We start from the raw sequence: 16605 nt of genomic DNA, 5'->3' as shown, positions 1-16605 counted from the left end.
GAGATGACGACGATCGAGACCGCCGTGTGGGGCACGGTCGCCCCGGGGTACGAGCCGGTGCGCGAGGAGTTCGCGGCGGTGCTGGCCGGCGAGCCCGGGCTCGCCGGCCAGCTGGCCGCGCGGGTCGACGGCCGGCAGGTGGTCGACCTGTGGGGCGGTCCCGACCTGGCGGGGGACTCGCTGCTGGGCGTCTTCTCCTCCACCAAGGGCATCGCCTTCCTCGCGGTCGCGCTCCTCGTCCAGGAGGGCCTGCTCGACCTGGACCGTGAAGTCCGGGCCTACTGGCCGGAGTTCGCCGCCGCGGGCAAGGCGGGCGTGACGGTGCGCGAGCTCCTCGGCCACCGGGCCGGCCTGGTCGGCGTCGACGGCGGCTTCTCGCCGGCCGAGGTCGCCGACGACGCGGTGATAGCCGAGCGGCTGGCCCCGCAGCGGCCGTACTGGCGGCCCGGGGCCGCCTTCGGCTACCACTCGCTGACCATCGGCGCGCTGGCCGGCGAGCTGGTCCGGCGGGTCTCGTCCGTCGGGCTGAAGGACTTCCACCGGAGCCGCTTCGTCGAGCCGTACGGCGTCGACTTCCACCTCGGCGTGCCGGAGGGTGAAGCAGGCCGGGGGGTGGACGTGTTGCCGCCGCTGCCGGCGGCGGAGCCGGTCGAGCCCGTGGAGCCGGACAGCGTCTCGGGCATCGCCTACAACCTCCAGCACCCCGTACAGGTCGACCTGCCGGCGCTGCCCAACCACCCGGTGGTCAGGGCCGGCGGCCCCGCGTCGGTCGGCGGCTTCGGCTCGGCCCGCGGTCTGGCGGCGCTCTACGCGGCCGCGCTCGACCTGCTGACGCCGGACACGGCGGCCGAGTGCGCGCAGCCGTACTCGGTCGGCCGTGACCTGGTGCTCGACATGGAACGCGCGTACGGGCTCGGCTTCATGGTCGCCGTGCCCTACCTCGGCGCCCGCGCCTTCGGCCACGACGGCGCCGGCGGCTCGATGGCCTTCGCCGACCCCGCGGCCGGCCTGGCCTTCGGCTACACCCGCCGCCGAGTCCCCACCCCCGGCGGTGCCGGCCCCGACGCGACCCGGCTGGCCAAGACGGTCCGCGCCTGTGCGGGTTCGCTTCGCTGATCAGGCCGTGCCCGCCCTGGCCGCACCTTCGGCGCGGCCAGGGCGGGCACCATGCGGTGTTGGCCTTACGCTGCCCGCGCCACGGCTGACGCCCCTTCGAGGCACGGTGTTGGCCCGACCGCCAGTCGGCGGACGCGGCACCAGGGAGCGACGGCGGCCGGGCCGCTATGCTGCGGCCCGCGCCACGGCTTCGCCGCGCGGCGCACGCGCGGCGCCACCGCGTCAGTGGGGCCAGATGGGCGGCTCGGTGACGAAGTGGCCGCCGAGGCGTGCCTGTTCGGGGCGGGTGAGGTCGAGCTCGCCGTGCTCGGCGACCAGCTTCTCGGCGAACTGCTCGGAGTCGTCCTGTGGTTCGTAGCCGATGGCCCTGGCCGTGGAGAGGTCCCAGACCGACCGCGTGTTGGCCGAGGAGCCGTAGACCACGGTGTGGCCGACGCCGGGGGAGCTCAGCGCCGCGTCGAAGAGCCGGGCGCCGTCGGCGGGACTGAGCCAGACCGACAGCATCCGGACCGAGGTGGGCTCGGGGAAGCAGGAGCCGATGCGGACCGAGACGGTCTCGATGCCGTGCTTGTCCCAGTAGAGCTGGGCCAGGTCCTCGCCGAAGCACTTGGAGAGACCGTAGAAGGTGTCGGGCCTGCGGGGCGTGTCGACCGGCACCGGCGGTTCGCCGGGCGCCGGCCAGGGGGTGAAGCCGACGGCGTGGTTGCTGGACGCGAACACCACGCGCCGCACGCCCTCTTCGCGGGCCGCCTCATAAAGGTTGTACGTACCCTCGATGTTGGCCCGGAGGATCTTCTCGAAGGACGACTCCAGGGAGATGCCCGCGAGATGGAGGACGGCGTCGACGCCGCGCACCGCCTCCCGCAGGGCGTCCCGGTCGCCGAGGTCGGCGACGATCGCGTCGGGAGCGCCGGGCACCGGCACCAGGTCGAGGCTCCGCAGCCGGTAACCGAACCGCGGCAGCAGCTCACGCATCAGCGTGCCGACGCCCCCCGCGGCGCCGGTGAGGAGAACGGTGCGTTCAGCGTGCTCGGCCGCGACCATCGTCAGCTCCGTTCCGATTGTTATCGTTCATATATGGGGACAACCTAGGGGGTGGCTCCGCCCTCGTCAACGACATCTTGACCTGCTCATTGCGGCTCATCTAGCGTGTTCGTTCAGCTATGTGGACACCCGTCACAAACGTGCACCGGCGGGCAGCCTCGCAGAGAGACTCGCAGGGAGAATCGCATGACGGATGCCGGGCTTGCTGCCCGCCTCGAAGGGCTGCTCTTCTTCCCCGTGACCCCCTTCGACGCCGCCGGCGCGCTCAACCTCGACGCCTACCGCGCCCATGTGCGCGCCGGCCTCGACGCCGGCCCGGGCGCCGTGTTCGCCGCCTGCGGCACGGGTGAGTTCCACGCGCTGACTCCCGACGAGTACGAGCGCTGCGTCGCCACCGCCGTCGAAGTCGCCGCCGGCGCCGTCCCGGTGATCGCCGGCGTCGGCTACGGCACCGCCGTCGCCGCCGACTTCGCGCGCCGCGCCGAGGCCGCGGGCGCCGACGGGCTGCTGGTCCTGCCGCCCTACCTGGTCAGGGCGGGACAACGCGGCCTGTTGCGGCACTACACCGCGCTGGCCGACGCCACCGGCCTCCAACTCATCGTCTACCAGCGGGACAACGCCGTCCTCACCCCGGAGACCGTGGCCCGGCTCGCCGGCGACCCGCGGATCATCGGCCTGAAGGACGGCGTCGGCGACCTCGACCTGCTCCAGCGCGTCATCTCCGCGGTCCGCACCGCCCACCCGGACCGTCCGGAGTTCCGCTACTTCAACGGCCTGCCGACCGCCGAACTCACCGGCCCCGCCTACCGGGGCCTGGGCGTCACCCTCTACTCGTCGGCCGTCTTCTGCTTCGTCCCGGAGATCGCCCTCGCCTTCCACGCCGCGCTCGGCCGGGACGACCACGCCACCGTCCGCCGCCTGCTCGACGGCTTCTACCGCCCCCTGGTCGAGCTGCGTGATCGGGGCAGTGGCTACGCCGTCTCCCTCGTGAAGGCCGGCGTCCGGCTGCGCGGCCTGGACGTCGGCGAGGTGCGCGCCCCGCTCGCCGAGCCCGAGCCGGCGCACGTCGCCGAGCTGGCCGCCCTGATCGACACCGGACTGAAGCTGATCGACCCCGAGGTGACCCCCTGATGCGCGCCGGAGCCTTCCTCTACCCCTGGGACGTCGTGGCCGACCCGGCGGCCGCCGACCGCGTCGCCGAGCTCGGCGTGGCCCAGGCCACTCTCGCCTCGGCCTACCACTCCACCCGCGCCCTGACCCCGCGCCACCCGGGACACCGGATCGTCACCGCCCGGCACTCCGCCGTCTACTACCCGCCGGACGAGGCCCGCTGGGCCGGCCGCCGGTTGCGGCCGCACCGCCAGGGCTGGGTGCCGGGCGACGACCCGTTCGGCGAGGCGGCGGAGCGGCTCGCCGCGGCCGGCGTGGAGACGCACAGCTGGGTGATCCTGGCCCACAACAGCCAGGTCGGCGGCGAGCACCCCGAGTCGACCGTGGTCAGCGCGACCGGCGACCGGTACCCGTGGGCGTTGTGCGTCGCCCGACCCGAGGTCCGCGAGTACGCCGCCACCCTGGCCGCCGAGGCCGCCGTGCGCCCCGGCACGGCCGGCGTCGAGCTGGAGTCCTGCGGCTGGTACGGGCTCGACCACCTGCACGCCCACGACAAGATCGGCGGCGCCTCGCTCGGCCCGGTCGGCGGCCAGCTGATGTCGCTGTGCTTCTGCGGGGTCTGCCGCGACGGCTACGCCGAGCACGGCGCCGACCCGAGGGAGCTGCGGGAGGCCGTGGTGCGCGCCCTGGTCCCGTTCTGGACTGGCCGGGACCGCCCCGAGCCGCCGGCCCGCCACGCCGAGTGGGCGGCCGTCGTCGAGCTGATCGGCGAGGAGCCGGCCGCCGCGGCCGCCGGCTGGCGGACCGCCGTGGCGCGCGCCTTCCAGCGCGAGACGGTGGCCGCCGTCCGGGCCGCCGCGCCCGCCGGCTTCCGGGTGCTGCTGCACGCCGAGCCCGACTGGTTCCGGCTGGGGGCCAACGTCGGCGTCGACCCGGCCGACGTGCTGGCGCACGCCGACGGCGTCGTCGTGCCGGCCACCGGCGACGACGCGGCCAGGGCGGCGACGCTCGGGCCCTTCGTCCCGCACCTTGGTCCCGGCGCTACGCTGGCCGCGAACTTCCAGGTCGTCGCCGGGATGGGTGGCCGACCGCACGCGCTGGCCGCCGACGCCGCGCACGCGGCCGCGCTCGGCGCCACCGAGCTGCGGCTTTACCACGCGGGCCTGGCCACGACGGACGACCTCGACGCGGTGCGGGAGGCGCTGGCGAAGCTCTGACGACCGCCGGAGGGCCGCTGGGCGGCAGTTCGGTAACGGTGCGGCATCGTGTTACACGTGGAAAACCCACGAACCTCACTGAGCGGGCACAATCCCTCAGTCCCCACCCGTCAGTCGTCAAGGATTCAACGATGCCGTCACCGCCGCTCTCCCGCCTGGACTCCTACTTCCAGATAACCGAGCGGGGCTCCACCATCGGCCGGGAGATACGCGGCGGCTTCGCCACGTTCTTCACCATGGCCTACATCCTGGTGTTGAACCCGATCATCCTGGGCGGGGCGACCGACATCAACGGCGACCAGCTCTCCTTCCCGCAGCTGGTCACGGTCACCGCGCTGGTCGCCGCCGTGATGACCGTGCTGATGGGCGTCACCGCCAACCTCCCGCTCGCGCTCGCCGCCGGCCTCGGCATCAACGCCATGGTCGCCTTCCAGATCGCGCCCCGGATGACCTGGCCGGAGGCCATGGGCCTGGTGGTGCTCGAGGGCGTCATCCTGTGTCTGCTGTCCGCCACCGGCTTCCGCGAGTCCGTGATGAACGCCATCCCCATGGCGCTCAAGCAGGCCATCGGCGTCGGCATCGGCCTGTTCATCGCGCTCATCGGCTTCGTCGACGCCGGCTTCGTCACCGGCCACGAGGGGGCCCCGCCGCTCTCGCTCGGCGCCGGCGGCGAACTCGCCGGCTGGCCCGCCCTCGTCTTCTGCTTCGGCGTGCTGCTGACCCTCGCGCTGCTGGCCCGCAGGACCAGGGGCGCCATCCTGATCAGCATCCTGGCCACCACCGTGCTGGCCATGGTCATCAACGCCGTCGCCGACATCGACGAGGCCGCCTGGGGCCTGTCCGTGCCCAGCCTCCCCGACGACATCGTCGCCAGCCCCGACTTCGGCCTGCTCGGCCAGTTCAGCCTGTTCGGCGCGTTCGGCGAGATCAGCCTCATCACCGTCGTGCTGCTGGTCTTCACGCTCTTCCTGACCGACTTCTTCGACACCATGGGCACCGCCGTCGCCGTCAGCGGCGAGGCCGGGCTGCTCGACGAGCGCGGCCGGGTGCCGCGGCTCGGCCGGATGCTGTTCGTGGACGGCCTGGCCGCCGCGGCCGGCGGCGCCGCGTCCGCCTCCTCCAACACCTCGTACATCGAGTCGGCCGCGGGCGTCGGCGAGGGCGCCCGTACCGGCTTCGCCAACCTGGTGACCGGCGGCCTGTTCGCGCTGGCGCTGTTCTTCTCGCCGCTGGCCGCCGTCGTCCCCTCGCAGGCCGCGGCCCCCGCGCTGGTGGCGGTCGGCTTCCTGATGATGCTCCAGGTCGGCGCGATCAACTGGACCGACCACACGCTGGCCATCCCGGCCTTCGTCACCATCGTCGTGATGCCGTTCACCTACTCCATCACCAACGGCATCGGCGCCGGCTTCGTCGCCTACGTCGTGATGAAGGTGGTCACCGGCCGCACCCGCGAGGTCAACTGGCTGGTGTGGATCACCGCGGCGCTGTTCGCCGTCTACTTCGCGATCGACCCGGTCAGGCAGGCCCTCGGCGTCGGCTGACCCCGGCGGCCGGCGACGGCCCCGGCACCACTGACCGCCGCGCGGCTCAGAGGTGCCGGGTCGCCATCGCCAGCCGGTCGCGCGCGTCGAACAGCGCCTCCTTGACCAGCTGCTCGTGTGCCGGGGTGAGCCTGGCCACCGGTACTGAGCAGCTGACCGCGTCCCGGGCCGGGGTCCGGTAGGGGATGGCGACGCCGAAGCAGCTCAGGCCCAGCGTGTTCTCCTCGCGGTCCACCGCGTAGCCGCGCTCCCGCACCTCGTGCAGCTCCTCGATCAGCCGCTCCCGGTCGGTGATGGTGTGCTCGGTCAGCCGCTCCAGCGTCTCGGGCAGCAGCTTGCGCACCTGTTCGTCGGTGTGGGTGGCGAGCAGCGCCTTGCCGAGCGAGGTGGAGTGCGCCGGCAGTCGGCGGCCGACCCGGGTGAAGGGGCGCAGGTAGTGCTCGGAGGCGCGGGTGGCCAGGTAGACGACGCTGGTGCCGTCCAGCCTGGCCAGGTGGATGGTCTCGGTGGTGTCGTCGGAGAGCCGGTCGAGCGTCGGCCGGGCCGCCGCCACCACCTCGTCACCGTCGATGTACGAGGTGCCCACGAGCAGCGCGCGCACCCCGATCCCGTAGCGGGTGCCGGTGGCGTCCGTCTCGACCCAGCCGAGGTCGACCAGGGTGCGCAGCAGCATGTACAGGCTGGACTTGGGGTACCCGACCGCCGCCTGCACGTCCGCCAGGGAGTGCATGCCGGGGCGTCCGGCGAAGAACTCCAGCAGTTCCACCGTGCGCACGGCCGACTTGACCTGGGGCGCCCCCGCCGTCTCGCTCGCTGACACCGACCTTGACCCCCTTGTTCGCGCCGCTATAGAGTCCCCAGGGATATTCACATACAGGGACGATGTTCAGAATCTCGAACACTAGCATGTGCCCGGCAGGAGGAGCGATTCCGGTGGCAGTACCAGTGTGGAGCGTGGACCCGCGGACCGGGAAGCAGCGGGAGCAGGTGGCGACCGAGGCGACCGCGGCGGAGGTCGATGCCGCCGTCCGGGCCGCCCACGCCACCAGGGCCGCGCTCGCCGACCGCGACACCCGCATCGCGCTGCTGCGCGCCGCGGCCGACCAACTGGAGGCCGACGGCGAGGCGATCATCGCCGCCGCCGACGCCGAGACCGCCCTGGGCACTGCCCGCCTCACCGGCGAACTCGGCCGCACCACGGGCCAGTTGCGCGCCTTCGCGGACGAGGTCGCGGACGGCGGCTACCTGGACGTCATCATCGACCACGCCGACGGCTCCCTCACTCCGCCCCGCCCCGACCTGCGCCGGTACAAGATCCCGCTGGGCGTCGCCGCCGTCTACTCCGCCTCCAACTTCCCGCTGGCCTTCTCCGTCCCGGGTGGCGACACCGCGAGCGCGCTGGCCGCCGGCTGCCCCGTGGTCGTCAAGGCGCACCCCGACCACCCCGCCACCTCGGAGCTCGCCGGCGCCGCGCTGCGCCGCGCGGCCGCCCAGGTCGGCCTGCCGGAAGACGTGATCACCGTCCTGCACGGCTTCGAGGCCGGCGTCGAGCTGATCAAGCACCCGCTGGTCAGCGCCGCCGGCTTCACCGGATCCATCCGCGGCGGCCGGGCGCTGTTCGACGCCGCCGCCGCCCGCCCCACGCCCATCCCGTTCTACGGCGAACTCGGCAGCCTCAACCCGGTGGTGGTCACCGAGGCCGCCGCTGGCGAGCGCGCCGGCGAGATCGGCGGCGGCCTCGCCGGCTCGATGACCATGGGCGTCGGCCAGTTCTGCACCAAGCCGGGCCTCGTCTTCGCGCCCGCCGGCGGCGCCGGCGACGAGCTGCTCGCCGCCCTCACCAAGAAGGTCGGCGAGGCCGCCCCCGGCGTGCTGCTCGACGGCCGCATGCGCGAGGCGTTCCTGGCCGGCGTCCGCGAGCGCGCCGCGCTCGACGGCGTCGAGACCCCGGTCGCCGCGGGCCCCGGCGAGGCCAACACCGTGGCCGCCGGCTTCCTCACCGTCGACGCCGACCGGCTCGCCGCCGAGGGCGCCCACGACCTGCTGCTCGAGGAGTGCTTCGGCCCGGTCACGGTCATCGTTCGCTACGCCGACGCCGACCAGGTCACCGCCGTGCTCTCCCGGCTGCCGGGCAACCTCACCGCCACCCTCCACCTCGGCGAGGCGGAGGGCGCGGGCGAGGGCGGTCAGGGCGGCCGGCTGCTCGCCGAACTCACCCCGATCGCCGGCCGGATCCTGGTCAACGGCTGGCCCACCGGCGTGGCCGTCACCGCCGCCCAGCACCACGGCGGCCCCTACCCGGCCACCACCTCCACCTCCACCTCGGTCGGCGCCACCGCCATCGAGCGCTGGCTGCGCCCGGTCACCTACCAGAGCGCCCCGCCCGCCCTGCTGCCGCCCGAGCTGCGCGACGACAACCCGCTCGGCCTGCCGCGCCGGGTCGACGGGCACCGCGAGCACTGAGAGCGAGGGCTTCGGCCCAGCGGCTCGACCACCGTCATACAAACAGCGGAGTTCACCATTCCGGTGAATAGGCCGTATGTATGACGGTGGTCTCGCGTTCACCTTCAGGGCTTTTCGACGCCACCGACCGCCCCTAGCCTCACGTCACCGATCACCAGACGATTCAGACGCATCAGGACGTGAGGACTCGCGATGTCAGCACAGCGCCCGGTCTTTCCCGAGGTCGACCCGGACGAGGTGAGCTCCAACCCCTCAGGCAACCGGACCTTCGGGGAGGTCGTCGAGAAGCGGATGTCCCGCCGCGCGGCCCTGAAGGGCGGTACGGCCGCCGCCGCGGGCTTCCTGGTCGCCACCCAGCTCGGTGGTTCGACCGCCGTCGCCGCCGAGCCCGCGCAGGCCCCCGCCTCCCAGGGCGGCCGCCGCCCGCTGCTCGGCTTCGACCCCGTCCCGACCCACAGCGACGACACCCTCACCGTCCCCGAGGGCTACCGGACGCAGGTCCTGATCCCCTGGGGCACCCCCATCCGCCCCAGCGGCCCGCGCTGGCGCAAGGACGCCTCCAACTCCGCCGCCGAGCAGGCCGAACAGGTCGGCATGAACCACGACGGCATGCACTTCTTCCCGCTGGGCGGCGGCCGTGAGGGCAACCGGCGCGGCCTGCTCGTCCTCAACCACGAGTACGTCGACCAGCAGCTCCTCTTCCCCGACGGCGACGACGAGATCACGGCCGAGAAGGTCGCCAAGGCGGTCGCCGCACACGGCGTCAGCGTCGTCGAGATCGAGCGCCGCGACGGCACCTGGCGGGTCGCCGAGTCCCGCCGCGCCCGCCGCGTCACCGGCGACACCCCCGTCGACTTCTCGGGCCCGGTCCGCGCCAACCACCCCAGCCTGCGCGCCGCCGACGCCCCGGCCGGCACCCTCAACAACTGTTCCAACGGCTACACCCCGTGGGGCACCTACCTCACGTGCGAGGAGAACTGGAACAACTACTTCGGCACCGAGGACGCCGACTGGCAGCCGACCACCAGCCAGTCCCGCTACGGCGTCTCGCGGACCGGCGGCGGCTACCGCTGGCACGAGGCCGACTCCCGCTTCGACCTGGCCGCCAACCCCAACGAGGTCAACCGCTTCGGCTGGGTCGTCGAGATCGACCCGACGAAGCCGGACGCCAAGCCGGTCAAGCGCACCGCGCTCGGTCGCATCAAGCACGAGGGCTGCACGGTCACCGAGTCCCGCGGCCGCGTCGTCGCCTACACCGGTGACGACCAGGACGGCGACTACATCTACAAGTTCGTCGGCGACGGCAGCTGGCGCGTGCAGCGCGCCCTCGGCCGCAGCCCGCTCGACCACGGCACCCTCTACGTCGCCCGCTTCGAGGACGACGGCACCGGCGAGTGGCTTCCCCTGGTCCACGGCCGCGGCCCGCTGACCCGCGCCAACGGCTGGGCCGACCAGGCCGACGTGCTGCTGCGCACCCGCGAGGCCGCCGACGCGGTCGGCGCCACCAAGATGGACCGCCCCGAGTGGATCGCGGTCAACCCGCGCAACCAGGACGTCTACTGCACGCTGACCAACGGCAGCGGCTGGAACAGCGCGGTCAGCCCGCGCAAGCCCAACCCGTACGGGCACATCGTCCGGTGGACCGAGCACCGGCGCGACAACACCGCCACCACCTTCGAGTGGGACATCTTCGTGCTCGCCGGCGACCCCGAGTACGACCCGGCGGTCGAACTCGACGAGACCAACATCTTCGGCTCTCCCGACGGCCTCGCCTTCGACGACGACGGCCGGCTCTGGATCCTCACCGACGTCTCCAACTCCGCGCAGAACCTGCCCTCCAGGGGCTACGGCAACATCGGCAACAACCAGCTGCTGGTCGCCGACCCGGAGACCGGCGAGATCCGCCGCTTCCTCGTCGGCCCGCGTGGCGCGGAGATCACCGGCGTCGCCTTCACGCCCGACCAGAAGACCCTCTTCGTCAACGTCCAGCACCCGGGCGAGGCCACCGCCGCCTGGGGCGAGCCGACCCCGGACAACCCGCGGGCGGTCAGCAACTGGCCGGACTTCGACCCCGAGGGCCGCCCCCGCTCCGCCACCGTCGTCATCACCCGCGCCGACGGCGGGGTGGTCGGCGCCTGACCCTTCCGACACGCGGCGGAGGGCGGCCCCGGCGGGGCCGCCCTCCGCCGCGCGGGTCAGAACGCGGCCCCGGCCGGCTGCCGGAGCGTGACGTTGATCCGGTTCCAGGCGTTGATCGCCGCGATCGCCATCACCAGACCGGCCAGCTGCTCCTCGTCGTAGTGCCGGGCCGCCTCGTCCCACACCTCGGTCGGCACCCCCTCCGCGTTGTCCGCGATCCGGGTCGCCGCCTCGGCCAGCGCCAGCGCGGCCCGCTCGGCGTCGGTGAAGTAGGGCGCCTCCCGCCAGGCCGCGACCGTGAAGAGGCGCTCGTCGGTCTCCCCGGCCTTCCTGGCGTCCCTGGCGTGCATGTCCACGCAGAAGCCGCAGCCGTTGATCTGGCTGACCCGCAGCTTCACCAGCTCCTTGACGGCGTGCGGCAGCGGGCTGGCCGAGACGTACGCCTCCAGCGCCAACATCGCCTGCATGCCCTTGGCGGCCGGCTTCCTGATGCTCATCCGTGCCTGCATGTCTCCTGCTCTCCTTCTGCCATTTCCTGGATGTCCAGGACGTTTGATATCCAGATTTTGAGCGGCGCGCCTCGGGGCCGCGCGCCGCCACCGCTATCCCCGGCGGCTCGCGAACCAGTCGCGGGTACGCTGCGGGGTGCGCGGATGGCGCCGCTCGACCGTCGCCCTGATGTCGGCCAGCGTCTGACCCGCCAACTCCCTACGCCAGGCCAGCTCGGCCCGCCGCATGGACTGCGAGACGGCGCACGTCAACCGGTAGTCGACGTCCTCCCGCCCGTCGGGTCCTTTGCGCAGCACCTGCTCGCACCGGAACGCCTCGCCCGGCCCCTCGATGGCCGTCACCACGTCCAACAGGGTGATCTGCTCGAGCTCCCGCGCCAGCCGGAAGCCGCCGCGCGGCCCGGGCGTCGACGTGACGATCCCGGCCCTGGCCAACGCCTGGAGCTGCTTGTTCAGATACGCGGGCGGAAGGTCGTAGAACGCCGCGAGCCGCTTGGCCGTCATCGCCTCGCCCGGCTCTGCCCAGGCGAGGTTGAGACAGCTGTGCAGCGCCCACTCGACGCCCTCGCTCATCCGCATAATCTGGATACTAAACCTCCAGATTCCTGTCTGGCAACCCCTGGCCGGCGGTGGACCCGCCGGCCAGGTGGCCGGGGCCGCCTGACCGCGGGTCAGCCGAGGTTCTTCTCAAGGGCCTCCAGATAGCGCTTGATGGAGTGGTCCCTGACCCCGTCCGAGGCCGGCGCGAAGGCGTCGGCCGTCAGGCCCCTGGCCCGGTCGGCGAGGCCGGTCAGCAGCGGCACCGAGTCGTGGATCCTGCCCTTGCTGTCGATGTACCGCAGCTCCTTGACGTGGGTGTAGGCCGGCTCCGGCGGCACCTGCGGCACGATGTCGTTGTTGTTGACGAAGCGGTACGTCCGCTGTCCGAAGCCCTGGTTGTAGGCGTCGGCCAACGTCAGGTCGCAGGCCCGGGGTTGGCCGTAGGTGTAGACGCCGTCCGCGAGGAGGCGGGGGTCCTCCAGGTACATGCGGGCCCCCGCCAGCATGGCCAGCGCCCCGCCGAGGCTGTGGCCCGTGAACCAGACCGTCTGGCCGTTGTCGCGGAGTTCGGCCACGGCGTTCCTCACGTCCGGCCAGACGGAGTCGAGCGCCTCGCCGAACCCGTAGTGGACGTAGCCGGTGCCGCCGTAGCCGGGCCAGGGCGGGGTGGTGGAGTCGGACAGCCAGTCCTTGATCTGCGCGGGTTCGGTGCCCCGGAAGGCCGTGACGATCATCCGGTCGCTGGCGGCGGTGTACGCCTGGGTGTCCTCCAGCGGGAACGGCGGCGTGAAGCGGGACTCGTGGTGTCGCACCTGGTCGAAGCCCCAGTTCCGCGCCTGGTCCTCGATGGTGGACTGGTCCTTGTAGGCGAGGTCGGACGCCTGGGCGAGCGCGTAGGCGTGCGGCACGCTGTACGCGCGGGCGCCGTGGTCGAAGCCGGCGGTGACGGTCACGTGCGGTCCCTTCGGGGTGAACGACGGTGGTCACCGTCCGTGGTATCCCGGCGCGGCGCCCGACGGGCGGCGCCGCAGGGCCGGTTCACCCGAAGGGCGGAAATGGTGAAACGCCGGTGGGCGCTCGTCCGCTTCCCTAGACTGTGGGACACACCTTGGGGGAGGACTGATGTACCCACGCGCGCCGCGCACGCGCCGTTCCTGCGCCTGGCTGCTCGACTTCGCCGTCCTGGTGGCGGTGGCCACCCTGCTCGGCTGGCTGACGTTCAACCGGATCAGCGCCCAACTCACCGACGTGACGGCCCTGGCGGGGACGACCGCCTGGGAGGTCGTCACCTCGGACGGCGACCTGGTGGGGGCGGGTCGGCATGTCGGGGAGTCGGTCTGGCGCTCGGCGGTGAACGCCGTCTGGCAGGCGTTCGCCGCGCTGGTGGCCTTCACCTTCGTCTACTACTTCGCCTCGCTCGCGCTCATGAGCCGCACGCTCGGACAGGCGCTGACCAACCTGCGGGTCCAGGGGCGCGAGGGGGCGGACCGGCCGAAGCGGGGCCGCTGGGCGGCCCGCGCCGCCGTCCTCACGATGGTCGACGTCGGCTGGTACTCGCTCGCCTGCTGCCTGTTGGTCGGCGGCGACCTCGCGCTCTCGGTGCTGTGCTGGATCGTCGCCGTGGCGGTCTTCGCGCTCAACGCGCTGCTGGCGCTGGTCGGCGCGCGACGGTCGCTGGGGGACCGGCTGACCGGGACGGCGGTCGCCAGCGCCTGGCAGGTCGGCGTCACCTTTACCCGGATCGGCGACCGGGTGCGGCGCCGGGGCCCGGCCGACGGCGACCTGCCGGCCGAGCCCCTCAGCCCCGCCTGACCTCCCCGCGGTTCCGGCGCCGGACCTTGACGGCACGCAGGTCCGTGACCGCGACGCGCAGGACCCGGTGCGGGAAGCCGTGCGCCACCAGGGCGGCGAGGGCACGGGCGGTGGCCTCGGCCTCGCCGTCGCGGTCGTCCTCGACCGGCACCTGGCAGCGGAACGAGAACGCCGTCATCGTCCGGTCGCAGGTGAAGGCGCCGCGCTCGGTGTAGGCGGCCCCGAGCAGCCCGGGCTCGGCGGCCAACCGGGCGCGGTCGGCGTCGCTCAGCCCTTCGAACGCGCCGCGGACGGTGACCCGGAACACGGTCACTCCTCTCGGGGGGCTCGGGTGGCGTACCCGAGGATCGGGTCGCCCAGGATCTCCTCGGCCGCGTCGAGCAGCGCGAGCACGGCCTCCGCGATGGCGTCCGGGCGCTGCCCGGCGCTGATCAGCCGGCCGATCTCGGAGAAGACGAGGGCGTGCAGCGAGCCGAGCTGGTGCGCGACCACGCGGGGGAGCGGGTCGTCGGGCGCGGCACCCGTCTCCTCGGCCAGCACGACGGCGAGCGCGGCGGTCATCTGCTGGCCCAGCTGTTCGAGGCGGGCGGTCAGGGTGGGGGCGGCCCGCATCATCGCGTAGACGCGGGCGAAGCCCTCGGTCAGCCCCAGGTTCGGGTCGCGCCGGTGCACCTCGTCGCGGAGCCGGCCGAGCACGGCCCGGGCGGCGGACTCGCCCGGCGCTCGCTCCTTCACGAAGTCGGCCAGGCGGCGCCCGAACTCCTGGTCGCGCGGCAGGACCAGGTCCTCCTTGGCCTCGATGTAGTTGTACAGCGTGTTCACGGAGACCTCGGCGGCCTCCGCGACCTCGGCGATCGTGACGTCGTCGAAGCCGCGCGCCACGAAGAGCTCGGTGGCCGCCTCGTGGATGCGCTGGCGGGTCTGGCGCTTCTTCCGCTCCCGCAGACCCTCGGTGCTGGGCGTCATGGGCGCAGTCTAGCCGAAAAGATGAAGCGCATGGCAAAAGTTAAGCGCATTGCATGTTTGCAGCGTGCTGTGCTTTCATCGGCCGCATGTCCTCACCCGTCATCACGACCCGGGGGCTCGCCCGGACGTTCCGGCTCAGGACCGGCCCTGTCCACGCGGTGCGCGGCATCGACCTGACCGTCGAACGCGGCGAGATCCTCGGCTTCCTCGGCCCCAACGGCGCCGGCAAGACCACCACCCTGCGCATGCTCACCACGCTGCTGCCGCCCACTGGCGGCGAGGCCGAGATCGCGGGACACGACCTGCGGCGCGACCCGGCCGCCGTACGCCGGCGAATCGGCTACGTGGCGCAGTCCGGCGGGCTCGACCCCGCCTGCCCGGCCCGCGAGGAGTTGGTCACCCAGGGCAGGCTGCACCGCCTCGGCCGGGCCGAGGCCGCGGACCGCGCGGCGGAGCTGGCCGCCGACCTCGGCCTCGGCGAACTGCTCGACCGGCCGACCGCCGCGCTCTCCGGCGGCCAGCGCCGCCGCCTGGAGATCGCGCTCGGCCTGGTCAACCGCCCCGAGGTGCTGTTCCTCGACGAGCCGACCACCGGCCTCGACCCGGCCAGCCGCGCCGACCTCTGGCAGCTCGTCCGGCGGATCCGCGACCGGGACGGCACCACCGTCTTCCTCACCACCCACTACCTGGACGAGGCCGACGCGCTCGCCGACCGCATCGTCGTCGTGGACGGCGGCACCGTCGTCGCCGAGGGCACCGCCGCCGAGCTCAAGCGCCGCCACGCCGGCGATCCGGCCGCCAGCCTCCAGGACGCCTTCCTCGCCATCACCGGCCGCGCCCCGGCCGACGAACCCGTCGCCGTCTAGAGAACCCGTCTCAGGAACCCACCGTGCTCACCGACACCGGTATCGTCTTCGGCCGCGCCCTGCGGGCCACCCTCCGCTCGCGGACCAACGTGCTCTTCGCCATGCTCCAGCCGCTGCTCTTCCTCGCCCTCTTCGGACCGCTGCTGACCGGACTCGACCTGGGCACCGGCGGCTCGTCGTGGCAGGTGCTCGTCCCCGGCGTGCTCGTCCAACTCGCGCTGCTGGGCGGCTCCTTCGTCGGGATCGGCCTGCTCATGGACCGCAACCTCGGCGTCCTCGACCGGCTGCGGGTCACCCCCGTGCGCCCGCTGGCCCTGCTGCTCGGCCGCACCCTGCGCGACGTCGTCCAACTCCTCACCCAGGCCCTCGCCCTGGTGCTGCTCGGCCTCGCCTTCGGGCTGCGGGCACCGCTGGCCGGGGTGGCGATCGGCCTGCTCCTCGTGGGCGTGCTGGCGGCGGCGCTCTCCGCCCTCTCCTACGGTCTCGCCACCCTGGTGCGCACCGTCGCGGAGTTCGCCTCCGTCGCCAACACGGCGGCGATGCCGCTGATGCTGCTCTCCGGCCTGCTGCTGCCGATGACGCTGGCACCGGCCTGGCTGGACGGCGCGTCCAGGGCCGTGCCGTTCCGCTACACCGTGGACGCGGTGCGCGAGGCGTTCCTCGGCCACTACGCCAGCGGGACGCTGGCCCTCGGCGCCGCCGTCACCGTCGCCCTGGCGGCGCTCTGCGTGCTGGCCGGCGCCCGCGCCTTCCGCCGGCAGCCGGCCTGAGCCGACCGTCGGCGGGGCGTGCGGCCGGCGCCTACTGCGCCGCGCCGCGCCAGACCGTGAGGTCCACGGTCACGTACTGGCTGGACGAGTCGACGGGTGCGTACTCGACGACCGTGACCAGGGCGATGTCCCCGGTGGCGGTGGTCAGGCAGATCTCGGATCCCGGCGGCGCCTCGTCGTCGAGGAACCCGTCGGTGTATCGGGTCACCGAGCGGCAGGTGTCGAGCGAGCCGGTCTCGTCCTGCCGGAGCAGGGCCAGGGTGTTGTCGTCACCGGTCACCAGCGAGCGGTCGTACGAGGTGAAGCTCGCCCCGATGTAGCCGAGGTCGCCCTCGTAGCTCGGGCCGAGCTCCGGCTGCTCCGGGCTCGGTGGGTCCTGGTAGAGCGAGATGGCGTGGCCGTCGGGGATGGAGACACCCTCGTAGGTCACCGGTTCGGGTTCGGCGGGTGGTTCGGAGGTGGTTTCGGAGGGGGTGGTCTCCGTTTCTTCCTCGTCCGGGGTGGTTTCCTGG

Annotated in this window: 16 protein-coding genes and 1 pseudogene; 9 read left to right on the top strand and 8 right to left on the bottom strand. The window is 73.2% G+C overall.

Features of this window, described 5'->3' with window-relative positions; all coding sequences use genetic code 11:
* The first annotated feature begins 3 nt into the window (after window positions 1-3).
* On the top strand, window positions 4-1116 hold the full coding sequence (locus ACFWI8_RS26770) for a serine hydrolase domain-containing protein (RefSeq protein WP_387096408.1): 1113 nt from the start codon (window positions 4-6) through the stop codon (window positions 1114-1116).
* Window positions 1117-1338: 222 nt separating this feature from the next.
* Here the strand turns inward: ACFWI8_RS26770 and ACFWI8_RS26765 are convergent, their stop codons facing one another.
* Entirely contained in the window at window positions 1339-2160 is an 822-nt protein-coding gene (locus ACFWI8_RS26765) for an NAD-dependent epimerase/dehydratase family protein (protein ID WP_387096405.1), read from the bottom strand.
* A 186-nt stretch (window positions 2161-2346) separates the two neighbouring features.
* Here ACFWI8_RS26765 and ACFWI8_RS26760 point away from each other — a divergent pair, with 186 nt between their 5' ends.
* The 3 genes from ACFWI8_RS26760 to ACFWI8_RS26750 all read left to right on the top strand — a co-directional run bounded on the left by ACFWI8_RS26760 (window position 2347) and on the right by ACFWI8_RS26750 (window position 6028).
* Window positions 2347-3291, top strand: a complete 945-nt coding sequence (locus tag ACFWI8_RS26760) for a 5-dehydro-4-deoxyglucarate dehydratase (RefSeq protein ID WP_387096402.1) — start codon at window positions 2347-2349, stop codon at window positions 3289-3291.
* On the top strand, window positions 3291-4487 hold the full coding sequence (locus tag ACFWI8_RS26755; RefSeq protein WP_387096400.1) for a hypothetical protein: 1197 nt from the start codon (window positions 3291-3293) through the stop codon (window positions 4485-4487). The genes ACFWI8_RS26760 and ACFWI8_RS26755 overlap by 1 nt, the downstream gene beginning before the upstream one ends.
* 131 nt (window positions 4488-4618) lie before the next feature.
* Window positions 4619-6028, top strand: a complete 1410-nt coding sequence (locus ACFWI8_RS26750) for an NCS2 family permease (protein ID WP_387096397.1) — start codon at window positions 4619-4621, stop codon at window positions 6026-6028.
* A 46-nt stretch (window positions 6029-6074) separates the two neighbouring features.
* Here the strand turns inward: ACFWI8_RS26750 and ACFWI8_RS26745 are convergent, their stop codons facing one another.
* Window positions 6075-6848, bottom strand: a complete 774-nt coding sequence (locus ACFWI8_RS26745; RefSeq protein ID WP_387096394.1) for an IclR family transcriptional regulator — start codon at window positions 6846-6848, stop codon at window positions 6075-6077.
* An 86-nt stretch (window positions 6849-6934) separates the two neighbouring features.
* On the opposite strand from ACFWI8_RS26745, the gene ACFWI8_RS26740 reads away from it, so the two are divergent.
* Both ACFWI8_RS26740 and ACFWI8_RS26735 read left to right on the top strand, forming a co-directional pair.
* Window positions 6935-8491 carry an aldehyde dehydrogenase (NADP(+)) gene (locus tag ACFWI8_RS26740; protein WP_387096391.1) on the top strand — a complete coding sequence of 519 codons (1557 nt, stop codon included), beginning with the start codon at window positions 6935-6937 and terminating at the stop codon, window positions 8489-8491.
* A 192-nt stretch (window positions 8492-8683) separates the two neighbouring features.
* Complete coding sequence (locus ACFWI8_RS26735; RefSeq protein WP_387096388.1) at window positions 8684-10630, top strand: PhoX family protein; 1947 nt, start codon at window positions 8684-8686, stop codon at window positions 10628-10630.
* A 56-nt stretch (window positions 10631-10686) separates the two neighbouring features.
* On the opposite strand, the gene ACFWI8_RS26730 is transcribed toward ACFWI8_RS26735, so the two are convergent.
* From ACFWI8_RS26730 to ACFWI8_RS26720, 3 genes are all read right to left on the bottom strand, one after another.
* A complete protein-coding gene (locus tag ACFWI8_RS26730) occupies window positions 10687-11097 on the bottom strand; it encodes a carboxymuconolactone decarboxylase family protein (RefSeq protein WP_387096516.1) in 411 nt (136 codons plus the stop codon).
* A 135-nt stretch (window positions 11098-11232) separates the two neighbouring features.
* A complete protein-coding gene (locus ACFWI8_RS26725; protein ID WP_387096385.1) occupies window positions 11233-11712 on the bottom strand; it encodes an RrF2 family transcriptional regulator in 480 nt (159 codons plus the stop codon).
* Window positions 11713-11810: 98 nt separating this feature from the next.
* Window positions 11811-12632, bottom strand: a complete 822-nt coding sequence (locus tag ACFWI8_RS26720) for a lipase family protein (RefSeq protein ID WP_387096382.1) — start codon at window positions 12630-12632, stop codon at window positions 11811-11813.
* A 169-nt stretch (window positions 12633-12801) separates the two neighbouring features.
* Here ACFWI8_RS26720 and ACFWI8_RS26715 point away from each other — a divergent pair, with 169 nt between their 5' ends.
* On the top strand, window positions 12802-13491 hold the full coding sequence (locus ACFWI8_RS26715) for an RDD family protein (protein ID WP_387096379.1): 690 nt from the start codon (window positions 12802-12804) through the stop codon (window positions 13489-13491).
* On the opposite strand, the gene ACFWI8_RS26710 is transcribed toward ACFWI8_RS26715, so the two are convergent.
* Entirely contained in the window at window positions 13478-13798 is a 321-nt protein-coding gene (locus tag ACFWI8_RS26710) for a DUF6204 family protein (RefSeq protein ID WP_387096376.1), read from the bottom strand. The two genes, ACFWI8_RS26715 and ACFWI8_RS26710, sit on opposite strands and share 14 nt — an antisense overlap.
* Before the next feature lie 2 nt (window positions 13799-13800).
* Complete coding sequence (locus tag ACFWI8_RS26705) at window positions 13801-14457, bottom strand: TetR/AcrR family transcriptional regulator (RefSeq protein WP_387096374.1); 657 nt, start codon at window positions 14455-14457, stop codon at window positions 13801-13803.
* Window positions 14458-14543: 86 nt separating this feature from the next.
* On the opposite strand from ACFWI8_RS26705, the gene ACFWI8_RS26700 reads away from it, so the two are divergent.
* A complete protein-coding gene (locus ACFWI8_RS26700) occupies window positions 14544-15323 on the top strand; it encodes an ABC transporter ATP-binding protein (RefSeq protein WP_387096371.1) in 780 nt (259 codons plus the stop codon).
* 23 nt (window positions 15324-15346) lie between these two features.
* On the top strand, window positions 15347-16093 hold the full coding sequence (locus ACFWI8_RS26695; protein WP_387096368.1) for an ABC transporter permease: 747 nt from the start codon (window positions 15347-15349) through the stop codon (window positions 16091-16093).
* Between the two features lie 31 nt (window positions 16094-16124).
* Here the strand turns inward: ACFWI8_RS26695 and ACFWI8_RS26690 are convergent.
* Window positions 16125-16605 (bottom strand): annotated as a pseudogene (locus ACFWI8_RS26690) (hypothetical protein); the annotation flags it as partial.

The sequence above is a fragment of the Streptomyces sp. NPDC127098 genome (genome assembly GCF_042722465.1).
GTDB lineage: Bacteria > Actinomycetota > Actinomycetes > Streptomycetales > Streptomycetaceae > Streptomyces > Streptomyces millisiae.
The sequence above is the reverse complement of the archived record's forward strand: the minus strand, read 5'-3'. Positions and strand labels throughout refer to the sequence as shown.